The organism is Pseudomonas syringae, assembly GCF_000737245.1.
Classification (GTDB): domain Bacteria; phylum Pseudomonadota; class Gammaproteobacteria; order Pseudomonadales; family Pseudomonadaceae; genus Aquipseudomonas; species Aquipseudomonas syringae_J.
This window is the reverse complement of record NZ_JPQU01000037.1, coordinates 17,888-40,495: the sequence shown is the minus strand read 5'-3', so window position 1 is coordinate 40,495 and position 22,608 is coordinate 17,888. Positions and strand designations below refer to the sequence as shown.

At 59.2% G+C, this 22,608-nt stretch carries 16 protein-coding genes; 7 read left to right on the top strand and 9 right to left on the bottom strand.

Annotated elements, in window-relative coordinates; all coding sequences use genetic code 11:
- Positions 1–90 precede the first annotated feature (90 nt).
- From IV01_RS11725 to IV01_RS11750, 6 genes are all read right to left on the bottom strand, one after another.
- Positions 91–1,143, bottom strand: a complete 1,053-nt coding sequence (locus tag IV01_RS11725) for an ABC transporter substrate-binding protein (protein WP_032628882.1) — start codon at positions 1,141–1,143, stop codon at positions 91–93.
- A gap of 1,262 nt (positions 1,144–2,405) precedes the next feature.
- Complete coding sequence (locus IV01_RS0125135) at positions 2,406–3,194, bottom strand: ABC transporter ATP-binding protein (RefSeq protein ID WP_050507617.1); 789 nt, start codon at positions 3,192–3,194, stop codon at positions 2,406–2,408.
- Complete coding sequence (locus IV01_RS11735) at positions 3,191–4,294, bottom strand: FecCD family ABC transporter permease (RefSeq protein WP_050507615.1); 1,104 nt, start codon at positions 4,292–4,294, stop codon at positions 3,191–3,193. The genes IV01_RS0125135 and IV01_RS11735 overlap by 4 nt, the downstream gene beginning before the upstream one ends.
- Positions 4,295–4,307: 13 nt before the next feature.
- A complete protein-coding gene (locus IV01_RS11740; protein WP_032628879.1) occupies positions 4,308–5,450 on the bottom strand; it encodes an ABC transporter substrate-binding protein in 1,143 nt (380 codons plus the stop codon).
- Between the two features lie 247 nt (positions 5,451–5,697).
- Positions 5,698–7,494: a methyl-accepting chemotaxis protein gene (locus IV01_RS11745; RefSeq protein WP_032628929.1), complete on the bottom strand. Its 1,797-nt coding sequence runs from the start codon at positions 7,492–7,494 to the stop codon at positions 5,698–5,700.
- A gap of 148 nt (positions 7,495–7,642) precedes the next feature.
- The gene (locus tag IV01_RS11750) at positions 7,643–9,331 is read right to left on the bottom strand and encodes a sensor domain-containing diguanylate cyclase (protein WP_032628877.1); all 1,689 of its coding nucleotides are present in this window, start codon (positions 9,329–9,331) and stop codon (positions 7,643–7,645) included.
- Positions 9,332–9,878: 547 nt separating this feature from the next.
- On the opposite strand from IV01_RS11750, the gene IV01_RS11755 reads away from it, so the two are divergent.
- The 5 genes from IV01_RS11755 (at position 9,879) to pnuC (ending at position 15,796) form a co-directional block, all read left to right on the top strand.
- Positions 9,879–10,442, top strand: a complete 564-nt coding sequence (locus IV01_RS11755) for a TRAP transporter small permease (protein WP_032628927.1) — start codon at positions 9,879–9,881, stop codon at positions 10,440–10,442.
- On the top strand, positions 10,439–11,719 hold the full coding sequence (locus IV01_RS11760; RefSeq protein WP_032628876.1) for a TRAP transporter large permease subunit: 1,281 nt from the start codon (positions 10,439–10,441) through the stop codon (positions 11,717–11,719). The genes IV01_RS11755 and IV01_RS11760 overlap by 4 nt, the downstream gene beginning before the upstream one ends.
- A 51-nt stretch (positions 11,720–11,770) precedes the next feature.
- Positions 11,771–12,790: a TRAP transporter substrate-binding protein gene (locus tag IV01_RS11765; protein WP_032628874.1), complete on the top strand. Its 1,020-nt coding sequence runs from the start codon at positions 11,771–11,773 to the stop codon at positions 12,788–12,790.
- Between the two features lie 208 nt (positions 12,791–12,998).
- Complete coding sequence (locus IV01_RS11770; RefSeq protein ID WP_032628873.1) at positions 12,999–15,200, top strand: TonB-dependent siderophore receptor; 2,202 nt, start codon at positions 12,999–13,001, stop codon at positions 15,198–15,200.
- Between the two features lie 20 nt (positions 15,201–15,220).
- Entirely contained in the window at positions 15,221–15,796 is a 576-nt protein-coding gene (pnuC, locus tag IV01_RS11775; protein ID WP_032628872.1) for a nicotinamide riboside transporter PnuC, read from the top strand.
- Between the two features lie 268 nt (positions 15,797–16,064).
- On the opposite strand, the gene IV01_RS11780 is transcribed toward pnuC, so the two are convergent.
- The 3 genes from IV01_RS11780 to IV01_RS11790 are packed head-to-tail and all read right to left on the bottom strand — an operon-like array spanning position 16,065 to position 20,038.
- Positions 16,065–18,101 (bottom strand): LTA synthase family protein, encoded by a 2,037-nt coding sequence (locus tag IV01_RS11780; RefSeq protein ID WP_032628870.1) that lies wholly within the window; start codon positions 18,099–18,101, stop codon positions 16,065–16,067.
- Positions 18,102–18,134: 33 nt separating this feature from the next.
- Positions 18,135–18,743, bottom strand: a complete 609-nt coding sequence (locus IV01_RS11785; RefSeq protein WP_032628869.1) for a hypothetical protein — start codon at positions 18,741–18,743, stop codon at positions 18,135–18,137.
- A complete protein-coding gene (locus IV01_RS11790) occupies positions 18,740–20,038 on the bottom strand; it encodes a sialidase family protein (protein ID WP_032628868.1) in 1,299 nt (432 codons plus the stop codon). Before IV01_RS11790 ends, IV01_RS11785 begins: the two co-directional genes overlap by 4 nt.
- Before the next feature lie 152 nt (positions 20,039–20,190).
- Here IV01_RS11790 and IV01_RS11795 point away from each other — a divergent pair, with 152 nt between their 5' ends.
- Both IV01_RS11795 and IV01_RS11800 read left to right on the top strand, forming a co-directional pair.
- On the top strand, positions 20,191–21,411 hold the full coding sequence (locus IV01_RS11795) for an MFS transporter (RefSeq protein WP_050507611.1): 1,221 nt from the start codon (positions 20,191–20,193) through the stop codon (positions 21,409–21,411).
- A gap of 26 nt (positions 21,412–21,437) precedes the next feature.
- On the top strand, positions 21,438–22,601 hold the full coding sequence (locus IV01_RS11800; protein WP_032628867.1) for a glycerate kinase: 1,164 nt from the start codon (positions 21,438–21,440) through the stop codon (positions 22,599–22,601).
- Positions 22,602–22,608 lie beyond the last annotated feature (7 nt).

Here is a 22,608-nt window from a genome sequence, read left to right as displayed (position 1 = left end):
CAGGTAAATGACACGCGCGCAACGAAGCGTGACCCGAACCAGGGTTCGGGTCAGCGCTGAATCAGAGTGTTTGTTGCGCGAGTCGCCTGATTACTTCTTCTGGACGAAGGCCAACCAGCGCTCTTCGGCTTTTACGCCTTCCGCAGACGCCCACCATTTGGCGGACAGCAATGCCTGGCGGGAGATGTTTTGCGGTGCTGAAGGCAATTTGGCCGCACGCTCGGCAGGGATGGTGCCGGTCTTGAACGCTTCCGGATTGAGCGGGCCGTAATCGATGATCATCGGCAAAGCCGCCTGCAGCTTGGCGCTGATGGCTTCGTTGACGAACTTCATGGCGGCTTCTTTGTGCGGTGTGCCTTTGAGCACGCATAGGGAGTTGGTTTCCAGCACGCCATTACCGTAGTCGAACGCTACCGGTGCGCCATCGGCCTGCACGGCGGTGATTCTGCCGTTCCACGCCTGGATCATGTCCACTTCGCCGTCACTGATCAGCTGCGCCGACTGTCCACCCGAAGTCCACCAAGTGGCAATGTGCGGTTTGATTTCTTCCAGTTTCTTGAAAGCGCGTTCTACATCCAGCGGGTAGAGCTTGTCTGGCGCGACACCATCGGCCATCAAGGCGATTTCCAGGGTTGGGCGCGGCAGATTGCGCAGCGAGCGCTGGCCAGGGAATTTCTTGGTGTCCCAGAAATCTGCCCAAGTCTGCGGGGCGGCTTTGCCCTTGAAGGCATCGGTGCGATAGGCCAGGACCGTCGAGTAGCTGATATAGCCGACGCTGTAATCGTCCTTGAGCTCGGCGGGCAACTGCGCTGCATTGGGGATCAGTGCAAGGTCAAGCTTTTCGAACAGGCCTTCCTCTTCGCCACGGATACAGTCACCGGTAGGCAGATCCACCACGTCCCAGGTGACTTTTCCGCTTTGGATCTGGGTCTTGATGATGGGGTAAGCCTTGGGTGAACTGTCCTGCTTCAAGGTCAGTCCCAGATTCTTCGCTGCGGGTTCCAGAATGGCTTTGCTTTGCGCTTCTTGATAGGCGCCGCCCTGGGACACAAAGGTGATGTCTTCAGCGAACGCCATATTTGCGCTGCTGATGAGAATAGCCAGGCTCGCCAGCCTGAAGGTGCGGATACTGGATGCTGTCATATGAAGGACTCCCGATGGTTGGCAGATTTCTGAAGCGAGCTGGATATTTTTGTTGTAGGTCGCTCTGCAGGACCATGGGCTTAATGTACTGGCAGTTTGATAAACGAAGCGGGCACATATTGGCGGCGTAGAAGTGCTTTATTGCGAAAATGAGGGCGTGGACGGCATGTCCTGCGTCTTTGGGAGCCGCTTATTTTTGTTTACATATCCGTTGCTGCGGTTATGGCGACTTAGGGTTGCGCTTTTACAGCGCCTCACTTTTGATAGAGCCGGAATGCCGGCCCAGTCAAAAGTCAGCAAAACGCTCTTGCCCCACCACTCAGCACCTCGCCTATGCTCGGTGTACCCGACCGCAGACCTTGAACCGTGGGCCGCCGCGAAGGGCCACCCCTGGCCCAGCGCGGCTAACCCGGCGTCTTGCCCCTCTTTTTAATCAAGGGCATCCCACGGTTCAAGCTCAGCGTTCGGCCAGCGTGGTTTAACGGGGCGCCAAGATCAAAAGCGCGCGAGGCGGCCTGAGAACCGACCTGTATTTTGTTTGAGCCTGCCGCACCATTTGCACCATTGCTTTCGCGAATGCATTCGCTGACACAGGTGATGATCTTCTGTGGGAGCCGAGCTTGCTCGCGAAGCAGGCTCCGCGGTGGATCAGATACACCGCGTCATCGCTGATCGCGGGCAAGCGCGCTCCTACGGCGTAACGGTTCTGTTGGAGCGTGTGGGCGGCATTCCGACTTGCCCGCGAATCAGTCGCCTCGGTCTGGCAGGTTTACCGCGTCATCAGTCTTCGCGAGCAAGCTCGGCTCCCACAGCTACGGAGGTTTGCCAGACACACCGCGTCATCGTTCTTCGCGGGCAAGCACCGCTCCCACAGGTTCGGTGTTCGCCCAAAGGAACACGGTATGAACAAGCAGGCCGGCTGTCAGGCCGCCGCGCTTTTGATTTGGCTTTTGATCTTAGGCGCCCCGTTAAACCACGCTGGCCGAACGCAGGCCTTGAACCGTGGGCAACCCGGCAGGACGCCGGGTTGCAGCGCTAGGGCGATGAACTCTTTTTTCAGGCTCATGGCATCTCTCGTATTCCAAGGCATGATGGCTTCCCGGCGAAGTGGGTTCGCTAGAAAGTGTTAACCATGTCCCCGTACACGTGTAAGCGATGTCTCCGGTCTATACACGCTTCTCAAAAGTGAGGCGCTGTAAAAGCGCAACCATAAGCAGCCGTTACCGCAGCAATGGATATGTACCCAAAAAGCGCCACTGCACTCAGCCCGCAACCTTCAACACCGACACCGGATAAATCGCCGTAAACGCCCCGTCATCGACGCTGATTGCCCGGCAGTCGACGCCATACACGTGGGCCAGGTTTTCCGGGGTCAGGGTGCTACGGGTCGGGCCGCTGCAATGCACGTGGCCGTGGTGCAGCATCAGAGTGTCGTCGGCATAACGACTGGCGAGGTTCATGTCGTGGAAGATCGCCAGGGTGACGATGTTTTCCTTGCGGGTATAGGCGTTGACCGCATCGAGGATCTGCAACTGGTTGGCCAAGTCCAGCGCCGACGTCGGCTCATCCAGCAGCAACAGGCGAGGGCTGCGGACCAGCGCCAGGGCCAGGGAAATCATCTGCCGCTCACCGCCGGACAGCTGCCCCGGCTGAGCATCGGCGAAGCGTTGCAAACCCAGCAATTCAAGCATTTCACTGGCCTTGCGTTGCGCATCCTTGCCGGTGGCCCAACTGCGGGCGTTGCCATGTTGCGCAAGAAGCAGCAGCTCGTAGGTGGACAAGCGCACGTCCAGGTGTGCCAGGTCCTGCGCGACATAGCCGATCAACTGGGCGCGGGCGGTGGGCGAAGCACTGAGCAACTCGACCCCGTCGATGGTGGCCGAGCCCTGCGCTTTGGTCAGGCCGCACAGGCCCTTCATGAAGGTCGACTTGCCGGCACCATTGGCGCCCAGCAGCGCCAGCGTCCGGCCTGCAGCAGCATTGACGGCCAGCCCGTCGAGAATCCTCCTGCCGTGAATGTTCACGCGGTAATCAGCAGTGGCAAAGCTCATCGGGCTGTCAGTCTCCGGTCACGCAGGATAAGGATGATGAAGAACGGCAGGCCGATCAGCGACGTGACCATGCCGATGGGCAATACCGCACCGGGTACGATCAATTTGCTGACCAGAGAGGCCAGGGTCACGAAGATGATGCCGCAGGCGATGGTCACGCCGATGGTGAAGCGCTGGTCTTCGCCCACCAGCAACCGCGCCACATGGGGTGCGACCAGTCCGACGAAACCGATGATGCCCACCACCGAGGTCACGGCGCCGGCCAGCAGTGCAGCGAGCATCAGCATTGTGGTGCGAATCCGTCGCACGGGAATGCCGAACACCACGGCCTGTTCACCGAAGCTGCGCAAGGCCGTCAGCGCCCAGGCCTGGACCAGTACCACCGGGATGGCGATGATCGCGATCACTGCGCAAAGCGCGACTTTATTCCAGGTCGCGTGGAGCAACGAGCCCATGAGCCAGAACACGATGCTTTGCAGCTGATCGACACTGGCCACGTATTGCACCAGCCCGAGCAGTGAGCTGAACACGAAGTGCACGGCAATACCCAGCAGGGTGATCGCTTGCAAGCCGACATGGCCACGGGTCAACAGCAGGATGATGCCTACGGTGAGCAACGAGAACAGGAAGGCATTGCCGGTGACCAACAGATCGGCACCGAAGCCTGGCAATGCGTTGCCCAGGGAAAAGTTGAACGCCAGCGCCAGTGATGCACCGAACCCGGCCGCTGACGAGATGCCCAGGGTGAAAGGCTCAGCCAACGGGTTGTCGAGCACTGTTTGCATCATTAACCCGGCCAGTGCCAGACAGGTGCCAGCCAACACAGCCATCAAGGTCATCGGCATACGCAGTTCCCAGAGGATCACTCGGGTACTGGCGTCAACGCTGTCCGGTTGCAGCAAGCCGCTGATTGCCTGGCCGAAGGTCAAGGTGCCAGAGCCGACGATCAGGTCAGCAACGAAGGCCAGCAGGGCGATGACCAGCAGCGCCACCAGCAAGACACTGCGCCGCCACACCGTATTGGCGTAGCGGGTCTGGTAGGTGGCCGCCGCAGGAACGGGTTGAGCCGCATTGATCGGGGTGGTGATCGGGGTTGTCATGGTCGCTCGTCAATCAACGGTTGGCAGGTGCAGGCGCGTAGAGAATCGCCGGCACGGCCTTGATGCCGGTCAGGTCGAACATCGACTTGAGGCTCGCGGCGGGGTCAAGTTGTTTTGCGCTGTCCGGGTAGAACGCCTGATTGAGGTTTTCTAGCGCCAGGATGTTCCAGCTGCTGGCGTAGAACTGGTGATAGATGCCGTACACGCGGCCTTCCTGACTGGCCTTCAACTGCGCGAAGCCCGGGCGCTTCTGCAACAGACTCAAGGATTTGTCGATCGCGGCCTGCTGAACGTTAGCGCCGAAACCGAACGGCGGTGAAACCGAGGTACTGCCCGGGAAGCGGGTGCCGGTCATGACATACACGTCAGGTTGTTTACCCAACACGGTTTCAAGGGTCACGTCGCCGGTTGCCCCCGGCAGCAGGTTGGAGCCCAGGTTCACGCCACCAGCGGCTTGAACCAGCTTGCCCCAATACACGTCGCCATGGGTGAAGCAGCAGGCAGTCGCGCCGCCCTGGCCCGCTTTGGCCTCGACGAACACCAGTGGTTTTTTCTGATGCTGGGCGGTGATGGCTTCGATCTGGGTCAAACGGCTTTTATAGAAGCCGACATAGGCCTTGGCCTCGGTTTCGCGGTTGAGCACCTGACCCAGCAGGGTCACGGTCTTCTGGCTGTTCACCACCGGATCCAGATCGCTGTCAACGAACAGCACGGGAATGTTCAGCGCTGCGAGCTTCTGGGCGACTCCAGCGTTTTCCAGCGATGCGCGGGCGCGGGTCTGAAAGATCAGCAGGTCAGGACGGGCGGCGACCACTGCTTCAAGGTTCAGGTCGCCATCGTCGCCGAACTTCATGTCGGTTGCCTGATTAGCCGTCTTGGGCCACTGGCTTTCAAAGACCTGCCAGGTGTTGGGATCCGAGCGCTTGACGATGTTGTTCCAGGCCACGATGCGCTGAAACGGGTCAGCGCGGTCGAGCAGGGCGAGTGTGAACAGGTCGCGGCCGTCTTGCAGAACGATGCGCTTGGGCTCCTGCTTGATCTCGACCTGACGATTGGAAAGGTCAGTAACGGTGAGCGGGTAGGTGGTGGCGTGAGCCAGCGTCTGGCCTGCCAGCATCAGGGAGATGCCGGCCACGAGGTGCTTGAGTAGGTGCATGTGTGGGCCCGTTCCAGATGGATAAGGGCGAATCGGTCGAGACTGGCACGACAAAACCGCCATAAAAAATGTGCGGCTAGGGTAGCGGAATTATTCTCATTCGTCAGGTTTTAGCATTTGCGAGGGGAGCGGCCTGTAGGAGCGCTTGCCCGCGATGGCGCCGTGTCAGTCAACATTCCTGTCGATTGACACGACGCCATCGCGGGCAAGCGCGCTCCTACAGAAGCTGGAACTTGCTAAAGCCCTTTTACTTAGCCAACAACACCGCCGCATCAAACCCCATGCGCAAGTTGCCCCAGTGGCGGCCTTCGAAGAAGAACGGCACGTCGATCTCGGTCATGATTTCCCCGGTGTCGCGCAGGTAGGTCTGTAGCAGGAAGCGCTGGGTATTGCTGGCCGCTCGCAGGCCTATGGGATCGGAGAACATGCGTTTGTTGCGGCACACTGGCAGGTCAGTGGCGCGGTCACCCGTAGGTTTTTTCGACACCCAGCTGTTGTTGACCGGGCAATAGCCTTTGTTGTCGACGATAAAACTCACGATGCCACCGGTGGTTGCCTTCGTGAGTTTGTCGCACTCTTCCTGGCAGATCTGCGCAAAGCGTTCGGTATAGCTGGTGAGGTATTGCTTGGGATCTGTGTTGGGGATCAATTTATAACTTTGATCAAACAGATTCAGGCCTTCGCGCTGCGCGGCTGCCAGGCGTACTTGCAAAACGTCCCGGCATTGGCTGGCGCGGGTAATGGCTGCGTCCAGTGCGCCATGGCCCAGCACGAACTTGCCCAGCAGTGTCTGCACCCGCTCGGCGACCCCTGAAAGATCGCGAGTGGCAGCAGCCGAATGCTGCATGCGTTGATCAATGGACTGGCTGTCGGCGTAGATTCGGGTCACGCGCTGATTGATGCCGGTATTGGTGTCCGCAAACTGCTGGATATGTCCGGCGATGTCGGCGAGCTTGCCGTTGGTGGACTCGAAGTCGACGATCATGCTCTCGAAGTGGCCGGACGCACGCTCCACCACTTTTTGGGTTTCCTGGGCGCTCTGGCTGATCTGGGTGGTCTGTTCGTGGGTTGAACTGACTTCCAGCAGCATGGCGTCGATGTTCTGTGAAATATCATCGGTGGCACGGCTCACGTTCTGAGCCAGGGTGCGCACTTCATCGGCAACCACGGCAAAGCCTCGGCCGCTTTCACCCGCCCGGGCAGCTTCGATGGCGGCGTTGAGCGCCAACAGGTTGGTCTGCGAGGAAATCTGCTGGATCAGCCCGACAATCGACTTGATGCTCGACGAGCGCTGGTTCAAGGCCGAAACCAGAGTGCCGAACTCACCCAGGCTGCGGGAGATTTCGCTGATGTTGCCAGTGACTTCCAGCAACTCGGCATAGGAGTCGCGCGCCATGCTCAGGTTTTGCGCGGTGGTGCTGGAAATACCCTGGGTCTGGTGCGAGACCTCTTCGATACGGCCGACCGCCGTGTTGCTCTCGTCCATCACTTCCTTTGCGAAGCGGGCCTGATGCGTGGCGCTGTCGCTGGAGTCGCTGATGTTTTTCAGCGAACGTGCCGACTCCACGGCGATATGCACCGTCAGGGCCTGAACGTTGCTGATGATCTCCCGTTGCTTGGCCAGGAAGCGGTTACAGGTGCTGGCCAGGGTGCGAATCTCGTCGTGAGTCAGTAGCGGCAGGTCCTTGGAGAGGTCGCCTTCACCGTTGGCGATTTCCTCAAGCGCCTGGGTCATGTAAGTCACCGGCCTGACGATCAGGTGGCGAAAGTACAGGATCATGAAACTGACCAGGCCCAGGGTGAACAGCGTGCTGAACAGAATGGCGGCGTTGAGGGTGTCCAGCTTGGCCTCGATCAACCCCGAGACCTGCGGATCGAGCTGGGCATTGCGCAATTGCAGCGCGATATCGGCGCGAATGCTCAGGGCAATCCAGTACAACAATGCGCTGACGATCACCAACAGAAACAGGCTGGACAGCTTTTTCGTCAGCGTATTGAAGAATTGCCGCTCGATTGAATCGTATAAAGCCTTTACCGCGTCCATGCCGCTGCCCCCTTGGAAAGTAAAAAGATTCATTTAATGCGCGGTCCTGTAGGAGTGAGCTTGCTCGCGATAGCGTCAGGTCAGACAACGATTTATCGTCAGAAATACCGCATCGCGAGCAAGCTCACTCCTACAGATTCGCGTTGGTTCACGACACCCCATCGCCTACACGAACATTGCACGCAACCCGATTTCTTCCCGATGATTTTGCGTGGTACAGCTGCTGATCGGCGCGTTTGGTCAGTGCTGTGGTATTGCCGTCCGAGGCTTCAGCCATCCCAATACCGATGCTGACCGTTACCTGGCCGGCCAAGGGGAAGCTGGCGTTGGCGACGCTGGCCCGGATGTTCTCTGCGACTATCGCCGCGCTGCGCTCGTCCTCGATTTCCGGCAGCAGTACCGCAAATTCCTCGCCACCGTAACGGGCAACGAAGTCAGTCAGGCGCACGCTGTCCTGAATCAGCCGGGCCAGTTGGTGAAGCACTTCATCACCGGTGGCGTGGCCGAAGGTATCGTTGATCCGCTTGAAATGATCGGCGTCGATGAATAGCAGGGCGAAGGCCCGTCCGGTGCGTTCAAACAGCAGACTGCATTCGCCGAGCTTCTCGTCAAAACGCCGCCGATTATAAACACCGGTCAGCGCGTCGTGCGTTGCCAGTTTCAAAAGCTCCGCATTGGCTTGGGTGAGTGCTGCGGTGCGTTGCGTCACGGTGACTTCCAGGGAGGCGTTGGCATCCTGAAGTTCGCGCTCCTTGCCAAGCAGCGATTCAGTCATGCTCTGTATGGACTGCCCGAGCTGCGCGATTTCAAGGACTGAATGCTGCTGGGGGAAGGTCACACCTTGGTGCTTCGCCTGAACCCTCTTTGCGGACTGGGCGAGCAGCTCAATCGGACGACTCAAGCGCTGCGCCAGAAAGTACGCAACCGCTGCCAATCCCAAGGCAGCCAGTACACCCAGGGCCAGCAGCTTGTAGAGCAGAATATGTGCCGGATACAGCGCGCTGTTCAGGGGTTGCCGGACGATGATGTACCAGGACAGCCCGGCAGCGGGCGGGGTCGGCACCGCGAGCACACTGCTGACATAACCATCGGCAACTGACCAGCCCTGAGCGCTCGGGCTGTGCTGCAGCTGGGCAAGCAGCTCGGGCCGCTGTTGGCCTGTCATCTGCTGCGGATAAAGCACGTCACCCGCGCCATTGACGATCAGCACTTCTACATCGGCGGTTACGCCTTCGCGAGAGATGGCGGATTCCACGATCCGGGTCATCCAGTTCCAGTGCACGTGCGCGCTGAGTACACCGGCCACGCGGCCATCAGCGGTGTGGATGGGCGCAGCGAAATCAATAAAGCGCAACAGCTCGCCACTGGCGTTGGCTGGCAGCAGTTTGGCTAATAGAACAGCTTCATGAGGATCGCCTGTATAGGAACCCAACAGGCCAGCCTTGAACCACGGCCGCTCCTTTACAGACTGGTTGACCAGCAGACCATTGACCGCCTGACGCACGCGGCCCTCGGTGTCGGCCACGCCCATCCAGGCGTATTCGGAATGCGACTGGGTGCGTAGCTCCATTGACGGCAAGATGTCCGGGTCGTCGAGGTTGCCGCGTACCAGATGGGGTTCCCTGCTGAGCAGGAAGATCTCGAGCTGTCGTTCGCGCAGTTGCGTGGCCAACATCGTCGCGGCTGATTTGGCCGTGCTGGCCAGCGCAGTACCGCTGGCCTGTTTGACCTGCCCGGTTGCGATGTGCCCGACGTAGAGGCCCACGCTCACCAGGGCCAGCAACGACACGCCTGCAAACCAGAGGGTCAGGTGACTACGCAGGCTGGCTGTCATCATGGAAATTATCTGCTGATCTGAATGGTGGCATATTAGGCTTCATGCTGCTCTGGCCGCCAGCAATGCTTGTCGTACGACGCAGTAAACGCACTTAATCAAAGTAATGACCTGGCCGATAATCGCACGCTTTATTCAGCTAAATATCCGAATAGCAAGGGCATTTCTTGTTGCTACTGCCTATTTTTCCGCTCGATTGATGCGTTTTTTGCGCGGCGAGGTGGTTTTCCAGCAACCGTGTTTACATCTTTTTTGCTCCCGCACGTGTTTAGATATTGACCGAATTAACTGGTTAGTACATTTTCTCGCTAGCAGAACTGGCCGATGTCGCCAGCAAAACAATAAAAACAACATGGAGTTACTCCACATGCAGCAGCCCTTGCTCGCTCTTGATCCTGTCTGTCCGGCCATGCGTTATCGCTGGCTGACGACGGCCTCGCTTTGTCGATCACTCGCACGTATTTCCTGAGTCACTCAATCGGGTTGTGCATCTGTGCACGCATTGCGTGATGCACCGGTCGGCTTTTCCGACAACAGCGAGGTATCGAAAATGACAACAATCGTCGGCTTGTACTTCAAATTACTGAAGCTGCTGATCGTGCTCTGCATGGTCGCCATGGTCGTGCTGGTGTTCGGCAACGTGGTGCTGCGCTATGCCTTTAACTCCGGGATCAGCGTGTCCGAGGAATTGTCGCGCTGGTTCTTCGTCTGGATGATTTTCCTTGGGTCGCTAGTGGCCTTGAAGGAGCGTGCACACATGGGCCTGGACAGCCTGGTCAAGCGGCTGTCGCCCACCGGCAAGCGCGCATGCCTGGTTATTGGCCATCTGCTGATGCTTTACATCTGCTGGCTGGTGTTCAGCGGCAGTTGGCAGCAGGCGGTGATCAACTGGGATGTGGTCGCCCCGGCGTCGGGGCTGTCCATGGCGTTGTTTTACGCCGCCGGATTGGTGTTCGGCGCTAGCGCCGCCGCGATCCTGATCTACGAGCTCTACCTGGTGCTGTGCGGCAAGCTGGGTGATGACGAGCTGGTCATGGTCAAAGACAGCGATGCAGATTTTGAAATCGAACATGCCCAGGCACCCCGCACGAACAATGAGAGGTCCCGACCATGACCCTGGCCATCTTTCTCGGTTCGTTGATTGGCACCATGGCGCTGGGCATCCCGATTGCCTTCGCCTTGTTGTTGGTCAGTGTGGCGCTGATGCTGCATCTGGACATGTTCGATGCGCAGATCATTGCCCAGAACCTGCTCAATGGCGCTGACAGCTTTCCGCTGATGGCAGTGCCGTTTTTCATGCTGGCGGGGGAAATCATGAACGCCGGCGGGCTGTCCAAACGCATTGTGGACATCGCCATGGCCCTGGTGGGGCACAAGCGCGGCGGGTTGGGTTACGTGGCGATCATTGCGTCATGCCTGCTGGCGTCGCTGTCCGGCTCGGCGGTGGCGGATGCAGCGGCGCTGGCGGCTCTGCTGGTGCCCATGATGATTCAGGCCGGTCATAACCGCGCCAATTCAGCCGGGTTGATTGCCGCAGGCGGAATCATTGCGCCCATTATTCCGCCGAGCATCGGTTTTATCGTGTTTGGCGTGGCGTCTGGCGTGTCCATTTCCAAGCTGTTTCTGGCGGGAATCGTGCCCGGCCTGATGCTTGGCGTTTCACTGGCCGTGGCCTGGTGGTTTGTTTCGCGCCGGGAGAATGTCGCAACCCCAGCCAAACGCAGCCTCGCCGAAGTGCTGCGCACACTGCTGGACGGCGCCTGGGCCCTGGGCCTGCCGTTGATCATTGTGTTCGGCCTCAAGTTCGGGATATTCACACCCACTGAAGCGGCAGTGGTTGCGGCGGTTTACGCCTTGTTTGTGGCCGTGGTGATCTACCGCGAACTCAAAATCAGTCAGCTCTACGATCTGGTGCTGTCGTCGGCCAAAACCACCTCGGTGGTGATGTTGCTGGTGGCGGCGGCCATGGTTTCCTCCTGGCTGGTCACCGTCGCCGAGCTGCCTGAGCAATTGGTGGGCTTGCTCGAGCCGTTCATGGATAACCAGACCATGCTGCTGATTGTGATCATGCTGCTGGTGATTCTGGTGGGAACGGCGATGGACATGACACCGACCATCCTGCTGCTGACGCCGGTCCTGATGCCTGCCGTGGTCATGGCGGGGATCGATCCGGTGTATTTCGGCGTGCTGTTTCTCATCAACTGCGCCATCGGCCTGATCACCCCGCCGGTGGGCACGGTGCTCAACGTGGTGTGCGGTGTTTCGAAAATCAGCATGGACGAGATCATTCGGGGTGTGTGGCCGTTCATGCTGGCGCAGTTTGTAGTGCTGTTTCTGTTGGTGCTGTTCCCTTCGCTGGTGCTTGTACCCCTGAAGTTTTTCACCGGTTAATCGCCGGTAGCTCGACTCACTCGACCTCTAAAAACAACATCGGAGCGTGACATGAAAAAACTGATCAAAACCCTGCTCGCAGGCGCCTGCGCGACGGGCCTGTTGTTCGCCAGTATGAGCAGCCAGGCGGCAGACATCCGCGAGCGGACCCTGCGATTTGCCTTCCAGAACGTTAAGGACCACCCGCAAGGGCAGGGTGCGCAGAAGTTTGCGGACCTGTTGGCCGAAAGCAGCGGCGGCAAGATCAAGGTCCGGCTGTTTCCTGGCGGAACGCTGGGCGGGGATTTGCAAACGGTCTCTGCGCTGCAGGGTGGCACGCTGGACATCACTGTTCTCAACTCAGGGATTCTCGCGGCCCAGGCACCGGACTTTGCCATGCTGGATTTCCCGTTTCTGTTTAACAACGTCGAAGAGGCGCACGCCGTGATCGACGGGGCGGTTGGCCAGAAGCTCGCTGCGCAACTGGACAGCAAAGGATTGGTCAGCCTCGGCTACTGGGATCTGGGTTTTCGTCACCTGACCAACAGCAAGCATCCGGTGACAAAGATCGAGGACATGCAGGGTTTGAAGGTTCGCGTCATTCAGTCGCCGATCTACCTGGAAACCTTCAGCGCGCTGGGTGCCAACCCGGTGGCCATGGCGTTCCCGGAGGTTTACACCGGGCTTGAACAGCGCACCATCGACGGTCAGGAAAACCCGTTTACGGTGATCGAAGGCAACAAGTTTTACGAGGTGCAGAAATACCTGTCCGTGACAGGCCACATCTTCAATCCGCAATCGCTCATCATTGGCCAGAAGACCTGGAACCGGTTGAACGACGATGAAAAAGCCCTGATCCGCGACGCCGCGACCAAGGCACAGGAATACCAGCGTAAAGTCACCGCCGAGAGCATGGACAAGGCCCGTAGCAACTTGGCCGAGCACATCGCAATCAACGACATTTCACCTGCGGAAATGGATCGTTTCCGCGAGAAGGTGAAGTCCGTCGTCGACAAATTTTCCCAGACTGTCGATGCCGGTTTGGTGAAGACGATGTACGAAGAAATCGCCAAGGTGCGTGCAGCACAGTGAGGTTTCATCAGGACTGGCCGTAGGAACCGGCTTGGCCGCGATGAATACCACGAGGTGATTCAAACGCACCGCGTTATCGATCATCGCGGGCAAGCGCTCCTGCAGAAATAGCAACGGCACTTATATTGTTCGGTCCGGCGGACGTCTTCATTTATGATGGCGCCCCTCGAACAGGCACCCAATCGCCGCGCTTTATTCAGGAGCTTCAATGGTCAGGTTTTATCGGGCATCCAGGCTGTCGTCAGTTGCCAACCGTTTCGCCCCGAACCTGCTGCGGATGAGTTTCGCTGTGAGCTGTGGGGTAGGCGGCACGGCATGGGCGGCTGATTCGGCCAGTATTCAGCTCGATGCGACCACGGTTGTTGGCGAACAGGATGTGGGCTATCGGGCGGACAAGGCCTCCGTTGGCGGGTTCGAACCTGCGGCGCTGATTGATACTCCAGCGTCGATCACCGTGATCAACGAGCAACTGATCAAGGATCAGCAAGCGCGCCTGCTCAGTGAAGTGCTGCGCAATGATGCGTCGGTGGGCGAGAGCTATGCGCCGGTGGGTTACTACGAGAACTTCGCGATCCGTGGTTTTACCCTCGACTCCGCCAGCAGTTACAAAATCAACGGCCGCACCATCACCGGTGAACAGAACGTTGCCCTGGAAAACAAACAACAGGTTGAAGTTCTCAAGGGCCTGGCAGGTTTGCAAAGTGGTGTCGCCGAGCCTGGCGGGTTGATCAACTACGTGACCAAGCGCCCGGAAGATGTGCGCTCGGTGACGCTGTCTACCGATGATCGTGGCAGTGGCTACGTGGCCACCGATGTGGGTAGTTTTTTCGGCAGCGAGCGGCAATTCGGTCTACGCGCCAACCTCGCCCACGAAGACATCAACTCCTACGTCGAGCATGCAGATGGTCAGCGTGATTTCGCTTCCCTGGCGTTTGACTGGAACATCAGCCCGGACGCGCTGCTGCAACTGGACGTGGAATATCAGAACAAGGAGCAGCGCTCCTCGCCAGGTTATCAATTGCTCGGCGGCAATGAACTGCCTCACCACGCTTCGCCGAAGACCAAGCTGGGGCATCAGGGCTGGTCGAAGCCGGTGGGCATCGATTCGCTCAATCTCAGTGGCAAGTTTGAGTATCGCTTCAGCGACACCTGGAAGGGCAGCCTGAGTGCCTCGCGCAGCAAAGTGGTGATTGACGACTACAGCGCTTTTGCCTGGGGCTGTTACGGATCGGCCAGTTGCGCCTCGACGGCGGTGCCCAATCACTTCAGTGCCGAGGGTGATTACGACATCTATGACTTCCGCAGCCCCGACGACACGCGCCGTAATGACGAAGTTCAGGCGGCGCTGGCCGGAGCGTTCGACACCGGTTCGCTCAAGCATGAGCTGACCTTCGGCACCAGTGCCCTGCGCCGGGTGATCGACAAGCGTGACGATATCAATGAGTGGGTCGGCAGCAGCAATCTGGACGCCGCACCGCTGGACTTCGAGCCATTCCCGGGTGAATCCGGCCCGTCCTACCGCCGCCTGGATAGCCGCCAGTATGGGTTATTTGCCAGTGACCGGATCAGCTTCAACGAGCACTGGCAAACGGTGCTGGGCGGGCGTGAAGTACGTCTGGATGAGAAGACCTTCGACAGCGCAGGCAATACCACGCGCCACACTCAACGTTATGTTTTCCTGCCGCAAGCGGCGCTGATCTACAAGCCGGTGGAGAATCTGTCGCTGTACACCAGCTACAGCAAGGGACTGTCCCTGGGCGGTGAAGCGGCCTGGTTTACCAACAACGCGTTCGAGATTCTGCCGCCGACGGTCTCCCGGCAGATAGAAGCGGGCATCAAGTATGACTGGCAGCGCATCAGCCTTGCCGCTGCGTTGTTCCAGACCCGCCAGGCTTATCAGTATTCACAACCTCAGGGCGACGGCACCTTCAACTACGTGCAAAGCGGCGAGCAGAAAAATACCGGTCTGGAATTGTCCGCCAATGGCTGGGCCACCTCGCGTTTGCAGGTTTCCGCCAGCGTAGCGGCCATTCGTGCGCGGGTCAGCGGGACCGGAACGCCTGAGTATGAGGGGCACCAATCGTTGAATGTGCCCAAGTTGCGCGCCAGTCTGTATGCCGATTACAGCCTGCCGTGGGTCGATGGCCTGGCGTTGCTCGGTGGCGTGCAATACAGCGGCAGCAAAGCCGCCAATCGTGAGGGCAGCGTCAAGGTCGGCGATTATGCGGTCTTCAACGCTGGTAGCCGCTACACCACGAAGATTGAGGGCTACCAGACGGTGTTTCGCCTGAGTGTCGATAACCTGTTCGACAAACGCTATTGGCGCGATGCCGGCGACTATATCGGCGATGGTTACCTGTTCCAGGGCGCACCACTGACCGCAAGGCTCAGCGCCAGCGTGAATTTCTGATTGTTGTTTGAGGGTTGACCATGTCCACGCTTGAAATTATTGCTGTGATCGTCAATGTGCTGGGTGTCTGGCTGACGGCCCGGCGGATCCGCTGGTGTTGGCCGGTGAGTGTGGTGGCGGTGTTGTTGTATGCGTGGATTTTCTACGACGCCAAACTTTATTCGGACATGCTCTTGCAGGTGCTGTTTGCCTTTTTGCAGGGTTATGGCTGGTGGCGCTGGAGTACCGGCGGGCTGGATCACGGCAAAGTGCATGTCGGACAACTGGCGCTGGGCGAGGCGGCACTCGGTTTGATCGTCGGCGCGCTCGGCGCGGTCCTGCTCGGCAGCCTGATGGCGACCTTTACTGACGCTGCAGTGCCCTGGCTGGATGCTTCATTGACGGCGTTCAGCCTGGTAGCCAGCGTCTGGGCCGCACGCAAATACGTCGCCAGTTGGTGGTTATGGATTGTGCTGGATGTGGTTTACGTCGGTATGTACCTGTTCAAGGACTTGCACCTCACGGCAGGTTTGTACGCCGGTTTCATCCTCCTGGCGTTGTATGGCTGGCGCGAGTGGCGGCGGGACTTTCAGGTGCAGCAGTCTGCTGTGAGCTGACTGAATGCCTGTAGGCGCGACCGGGTGGAACGATGACGCGTTGTAACTGAAAGACCGCAGCGCCTGATTCGCGGGCAAGCCCGGCTCCAACAGGTTTCCGCTTAGTCTGTAGGAGCCGAGTTTGCTCGCGATGAACGATGACGCGTTGCGTCTGGCAGACCGAGATGCCCTTATCGCGGGCCAGCACCGCTCCCACAGGGTTCGGTGCCATTCTTTTGGAATGTTTGGGCCGCAGCTAGCGTGGTATGCCTGAAGCCGACCCTAGCGCCTATTTGCGCACGTTCTGATACAGCATCAATCGCGACGTTTCGTGCATGCCTCTGGTCAGCTCAACCAGCCGCTTGAACTCTTGCGGGTTCTGTTCTGCCACGTTGTCCAGTGGTGTCATGGACGCCAGGTCGTGGAGGGTGGGGGAGCTGCCGTCGTGTTCCATTTGCACCATGTAGTGCTGGGTCACCCCGGCGATGAGCGGGAAGGTGCCTTCACGCAAAACCAGCGGCACAACGCGTTCGCCTTCAGGGGCAGGCTGTTGAATGTCGCGGCCCATGCCGCTGTTGCGGAATTCGATGCCAGCCATGCCTGCCACGGTTGGCAACAGGTCCACCAGACCGACCGCTTCCTTGACGTTACGGGTCCCCAGCAACGCCGGGGCATGAATCAGCATCGGCACAGCGTTGCTTTCCAGGCCCAGCTGTTCATAAGCGGGCGGCAGGAAGGGGATTTGTGCGATGCGCGTGTTGTGGTCGCCAAACAACACGAAGATGGTGTTCTCGTACCAGCCGCCAGCCTTGGCAATTTCCATCAGGCGCCCGATGTTGAAGTCGAGCAGGCGCACGGCGTTGTACTGTTCGACGCTGCGCGAACCTGCGGCCTGTACTTCGGCCAGCGTTGGGTGCTTGACCTCGAAGCCGTCATTGCTTTTGGGAATGGTGAAGGGGCGATGGTTACCCGCAGTCTGCACATAGGCAAAGAATGGTTTGTCTTTAGGCATTGCCTGCACGATCTGGTCGGTTTCCTTGAACAGGTCCAGATCGGAAATACCCCAGACGTCCACCACCGGGGATTTCCAGTCGCGCTCTTCGTATAGACGCACACCGTCGATGCTCTGGCGAATCAGGGCGTTCATGTTGGCCCAGCCAGAATTGCCGCCGATGGTGTAAATCTTCTCGTAACCGGTGAAGGCGTTGATCAGGGTGTGTTGCTGGGTGATCAGCGGATTGCGGGTTGCGGTTTCCTGGCGGGTGACGTCGGGGACGCCGCTGATGCTGGCCCAGACGGTTTTCGCGGTGCCAGTCACCGGCACATAGAAATGCTCGAAGAACCAGCTCTGCCGCGCCAGCCGATCAATGTAGGGAGTGGGGTTGATCGGGTTGCCATAGGCACCCACGGCGCTGGTGCCCAGTGACTCAAGCATCACGAACATCACATTCGGTGGCCGCGAGCCGGTTGTCTTGTAGGGTTGCGGTGCCTGATGGCGGACAAAGTTCAAGGTTTGAGGATCGGGCTTGTCGACACCCAGATACTTGGCCATCACCGCGTAATGCTGGCGGACCTGATCTTCGTCGTAACGCGACTGGCCGACCTTGAGTGTGTCATAGAGGAATATGACCGGATTCAAGCCGGTGGCGGCGATCTGGTTGTTGCCTGAGAAGAACGCATCACTCCAGCGCAGGGGCACCGGGTTTTCCAGGTTCATGTTTTCAACGCGACCAAGAATGCCCAACAGAACCGCCACTACCATCACAGCAGCGCCCCAGGTTGCCGACAGGGGATGAATGGCGCGCCGTGGGCGGTCCAGCGTTACCCGTTCCAGGCGCACCAGTGCTACCAGTACCAGACCTACGGTTGCCAGCCAGCCCAGCGTGATCCAGATCACTGGGTAAGTCTGCCAGACCATATCGCGAGAGATTTGCGCGTCTTCGATAAAGCGCAGCACCGTGGCGTTGATGCGCACGCCCAGATAGGCGTAATGACCGAAATCGATGATGTAGATCAGCAACATGACGCTCAACGCCGCCAGCAGATATCCCCGGGCCAGCCAGCGCAACATGCGGCTGCCCAACAGGTTCCAGCGCGGCAGCCAGGCGAGCAGAGCGACTGGCAGCATCAGCAGAATCGCTAGCCTCAAGTCAAAACGAAAGCCGATGCCGAGGGTTTCCAGCAGCGCGCTTTCGGTACTCAGTGATTGCGCGCTAAAACCGGAGAACCCGAAAAAGAACACCACCCGCAGTAAGGCAAACAGCGCAAAGGCTAATGCCGTCGCACCCAGCCAATAATGCAAACGTCTCGACTGCAGCCAACCCATCCCTCTTCCCCTGTCAATAATTGTCGCCAAATCTCAAGCGGATCTGGTTGCGTTGTTGCGTGTCGTGCTCAGCCACGTGATGAGCCGCCGTGCCGCGGCGATCAGTAGCGCTACGCAGCAGTACAGGCCCAACGGCGGATCTATCAGGTAATCCCAATAGTTCTGTGACTGTTTGATTCCCAGCATGAACGCCAGCGTTGCACCCGCCAGCATCGCCACGCCCAGCCCGTTGCGCTGGTAGAACAGGCCAATCGTCAGCAGGGCAATCCCGATCAGCATCGGCCTTGGACTGTAGCCGAAGCGATAGGGATCCAGATCGCTCAGGCCCAAGGTCGCCGGGTAGAGTGCCAGTGCTAGCACGGCGAAGGTCACCAAAACCGAGGTTTTATCCTGCGGGGCAGGCCCCAGGATATTCAGCCGCCTCAGGCAGCCCCAGGCCATGAACACCAGCGTGGTCAGTGCAAGGTCGTCGATGTAACTACGCAGGTGAGCGGCCAGCGACAGCCCGCCCACAGGCAGGAAGCTGGCGGCCAGCAACACGCCCAGCAGCGCGACTCTGGGCCAGCGAGGCAAGCCGAAAGCCGGCAACAACAAGAAAGCCAGCATCGCGAAACTGACATGAGCCTGCCACAGGTTGATCATTTGACACGCTCCGCCAGCCAGGCATCGTTGAAACTGACGTGCTTGATGAAAGTGTTATTCCACGAATACACCAGGTGATACATGCCGTCGGGACTGCGGATGAAATACGGATATTCGTATTCAAATTCACAGCCACGAGCCGAGCACACACGGGTGTCGAGGTTGCTCAGGAACTGGGCCTCAAGAGGCTGGCGTAGGGTGCCGCTGGAGCCACGGAATTCGTTGCCCATGATTTCCTTGAAAGCCTCGGGGGAGAACGGACCGCCCAGTGGATCCGGTGACTTATCCAGATCGCGTACCGAATACCAGTTATCCATTTTGGCATCGGTGCCATAAAGGCTGAGTTTGAAGCGGCCGTCCCGCAGGTCGTTGAGGGCGACCAGCAAACCCTGCTCCGGTGTCGCGACGGCGGCCAGCGAGGAATTGGGATTCGACGGGTCCAGTGGGTAGGGCTCACTCCAGGTTTGGCCGGCGTCCTCAGTGCGCGTGGCCAGCACCCGATGATGGGTGTTGCCGGCATAACGCAGTAAAGCAATGCCTCGCTGCCCATCCAGCGGCACCACGGTGGGTTGCAGCGAGTTGTTGCCGTGACTGATACGAAATTTATCGATCACGTTACCGTCTGCGCTCAGGTACAGGTACTCGGCAAATTTGCCTAGAAACTCGTGGTAAACCGGCAGCCCGATTGAACCGTCGGCGTGAAATACCGGAGCCGAGCGCACCAGGGTGCTGATATTGAGGAAGGGCGAGGTGATCAACTGGCGCGGCGTTGACCAGTTGCGCCCGAAATCGTCCGAGACCATGACATTGACCGCGCTGCCTGCCCAGCCACCCATGGACACCGAAACGTAAAACAGCCAGAGGCGTTTGTCTGGTGCCAGTGCTACCACCGGGTTGCCCAGCTTGCGAATGAATTTCTGAGTGCCCTGTTGGGTAGAGGCCCGGGTCGCCAATACTTGCTCCGCGCCCCATTCGCCGGTACTGGCATCAAAGCGCGCAGCCCGCACCTGCACGTCGGCGGCGCCTTCTCGGGAGCCAGCAAACCAGACGGTCATCAAGCTGCCGTCAGGCAAGGCAGTCACGGCAGACGAGTGAACGAAGTCCACCAGGCCTGAAGAGGCGAAACGGCTGGTATAGATCGGCTTGGCCACCTGCCCGGCAACTGCCAGCACGGGGTTCATGAGCGCGAAAGAGGAGTGCGGTGTAGCGGGGTTGGCAAACCATGCGGCGCCGAACAGGCAAGACAGTGCAAGGTAAGCGCAGAAGGCGGACAGACGGGGTCGTTTGATGCGCATGATTGTAAATTGAGCATCCAGTGGCCAGATCAAGCGCCGTAACCTAACACCCACCGCTGTTGAAACGTTTTTTAACCTCAGGCTGTTTTGTAAGCAATTGTTTTTGCTGTAGGTTGACCGGTCTTGCCCAACCTGAATATCGGAGCCTCTTTGTGAGTTCTCGCAGTACCGTTACCCGCAACGCCTCCAATACCCACAGCCAGGCGCAGGAACCTGCCTCATGGTGGGCCATTCTCTGCGTAGCCCTCGGCGCATTCGCCACCGTCACGTCTGAATTCCTTCCCGTCGGCTTGTTGCCGGTCATGGCTCGGGATCTGGGCGTCAGCGTCAGCCATGCCGGTCTGATGATGGCCGTTCCCGGGGTTCTGGCGGCCCTCTCTGCTCCGACCTGTATCGCGCTGTTCAGCCAGGTGGACCGCAAACGCTTGCTGTTGGGGCTGTTGGTAATGTTCTTCTGCTCCAATCTGGTAGTGGCGTTTGCCGAACAGTTCTGGCTGACCCTGGCGGGTCGCGTACTGCTGGGTTTCGCCCTGGGTGGTTTCTGGACCATCGCGGGCTCCCTCGGCCCCAGGCTACGTCCCGGCAAAGACGGTGTGCGTGCGACCGCTTATATTCTGGCGGGCGTTTCACTGGGCACTGTTGCAGGCATCCCGGTGGGCACCTTGCTGGGCGAGGCCTTCGGCTGGAGGAGTGCTTTCCAGGCAGCGGCGGGTCTGACGGTAGTTGTCGCTGTGCTGATCACGCTGTGCCTGCCATCGTTGCCCGGTCAACGGAGTGCCGGGCTTGCCCAGATGCTGTCGCTGGTCAGCGATCAAGGCATGCGTCGGCGCTTTGCCGCTGCACTGCTGATTTGCGTCGGCCACTTTGCGGCCTATACCTTTCTCGCCCCGTTCGTTCAGGAAGTCGCCGGGATCAGCGGACAGACCTTGGGCACCTTGCTGTTCGCCTTCGGCCTGGCATCGGTGGTCGGCAACCTGGCAGGCGGCGCACTGGCCGCCAGAGATCCGGCGACCGCAGTGTTGACCATGACCGTCCTGATGTTCGCCGCCCTGGCTGCATTGCTGGCCTTTGGCAGCAGCGCGTGGTTGCTTTGGCCCGTCGTGCTGGTCTGGGGGTTTGCATTCGGCATGGTGCCGATCACGATCCAGATCTGGTGCTTCGACGCATCCAATGGCCGCATTGAAGGTGTTCAAGCGCTGATAGTCTGCGTGATCAATCTGTCGATTGGCGGTGGCGCATTTCTGGGTGGCGTCGTCGCCGACTATGCTGGCTTCGGGTCGGTCATAACGCTCGGCGCGCTGTGTGCTTCGTTGTCGGTGGTGACTGTTCTATTGTTGATCATCAGGCAGCGACATGTTGTTTGTGAAAGCTGACCACACCTACCCGCCGGAGAGCGTTCATGAAAATTGTCATCGCCCCTGATTCGTTCAAGGACAGCCTCAGCGCCGAAGGCGTCGCTCGCGCGATAGCCGAGGGCTTGAAAGTGATACTGCCCGATGCGGAGCTCGTGCAGTGCCCCATGGCTGACGGTGGCGAAGGCACCGTGGATGCAATTCTGGCGGTGATCAGCGGCGACCGGCGCGAAGCGCCTGTCAGCGGTCCGCTGGGTGTAGAGGTGACGGCCCGTTGGGGATGGTTGCCGGAATCGCGCACGGCAATCATCGAAATGGCCGAAGCCAGTGGTTTGCAGTTGATCGCTCTGGAACAGCGGGATGCCTGCCGCAGCTCTTCTTATGGCACCGGTCAACTGATTGTTGCTGCGCTGGATGCTGGCGCCGAAAAGATCATCCTGACCATCGGCGGCAGCGCCACCAATGACGGTGGTGCCGGGATGCTGACTGCGCTGGGGGCCAGATTTTACGATACAGCTTCGAACCATCTGCCAGCGGGCGGTCTGGCGTTGGCGGATCTGGCACGCATTGACTTGCAAGGCCTGGACCCGCGCTTGAAGTCGGTGAGTGTCGAGGTGGCGGCTGATGTCGACAATCCGTTATGCGGTCCACACGGCGCTTCCTTTATCTTCGGCCGGCAGAAGGGCGCCACCCCCGCGCAGATCGAATCGCTCGACAGGGCCCTGGAGCACTTTGCCGATTGCTGTGCAGCGGTACTCGATCGCGATGTTCGGGAGGAGCCGGGTTCAGGTGCTGCGGGTGGAATGGGATTTGCCGCGAAAGCGTTCCTGGATGCTGGTTTTCGCCCCGGCGTTGAAGTGGTTGCCGAGTTGGTCGGCCTGGCGGACAAGGTCAAAGGTGCGGATCTGGTCATTACCGGGGAGGGCCGTTGTGATATTCAGACCCTGCGCGGCAAAACCCCTATGGGTGTGGCCCGTGTTGCCCGTCAGCAGGGTGTGCCGGTGGTGATCATCGCCGGAACGCTGGGCGAGGGGTATGAGGGTTTGTACGAGCATGGTATCGATGCGGCATTTGCTGTCGTTTCAGGCCCGATGAGTCTTGCCGATGCCTGCCAACAGGCTCCGCGATTGTTGCAGGAGCGGGCAAGGGATATTGCCAGGCTTTGGCAGTTGGGGCGCTCTGCCCAAGGCGGCGAAAAACGATGTGACTGACCCACCG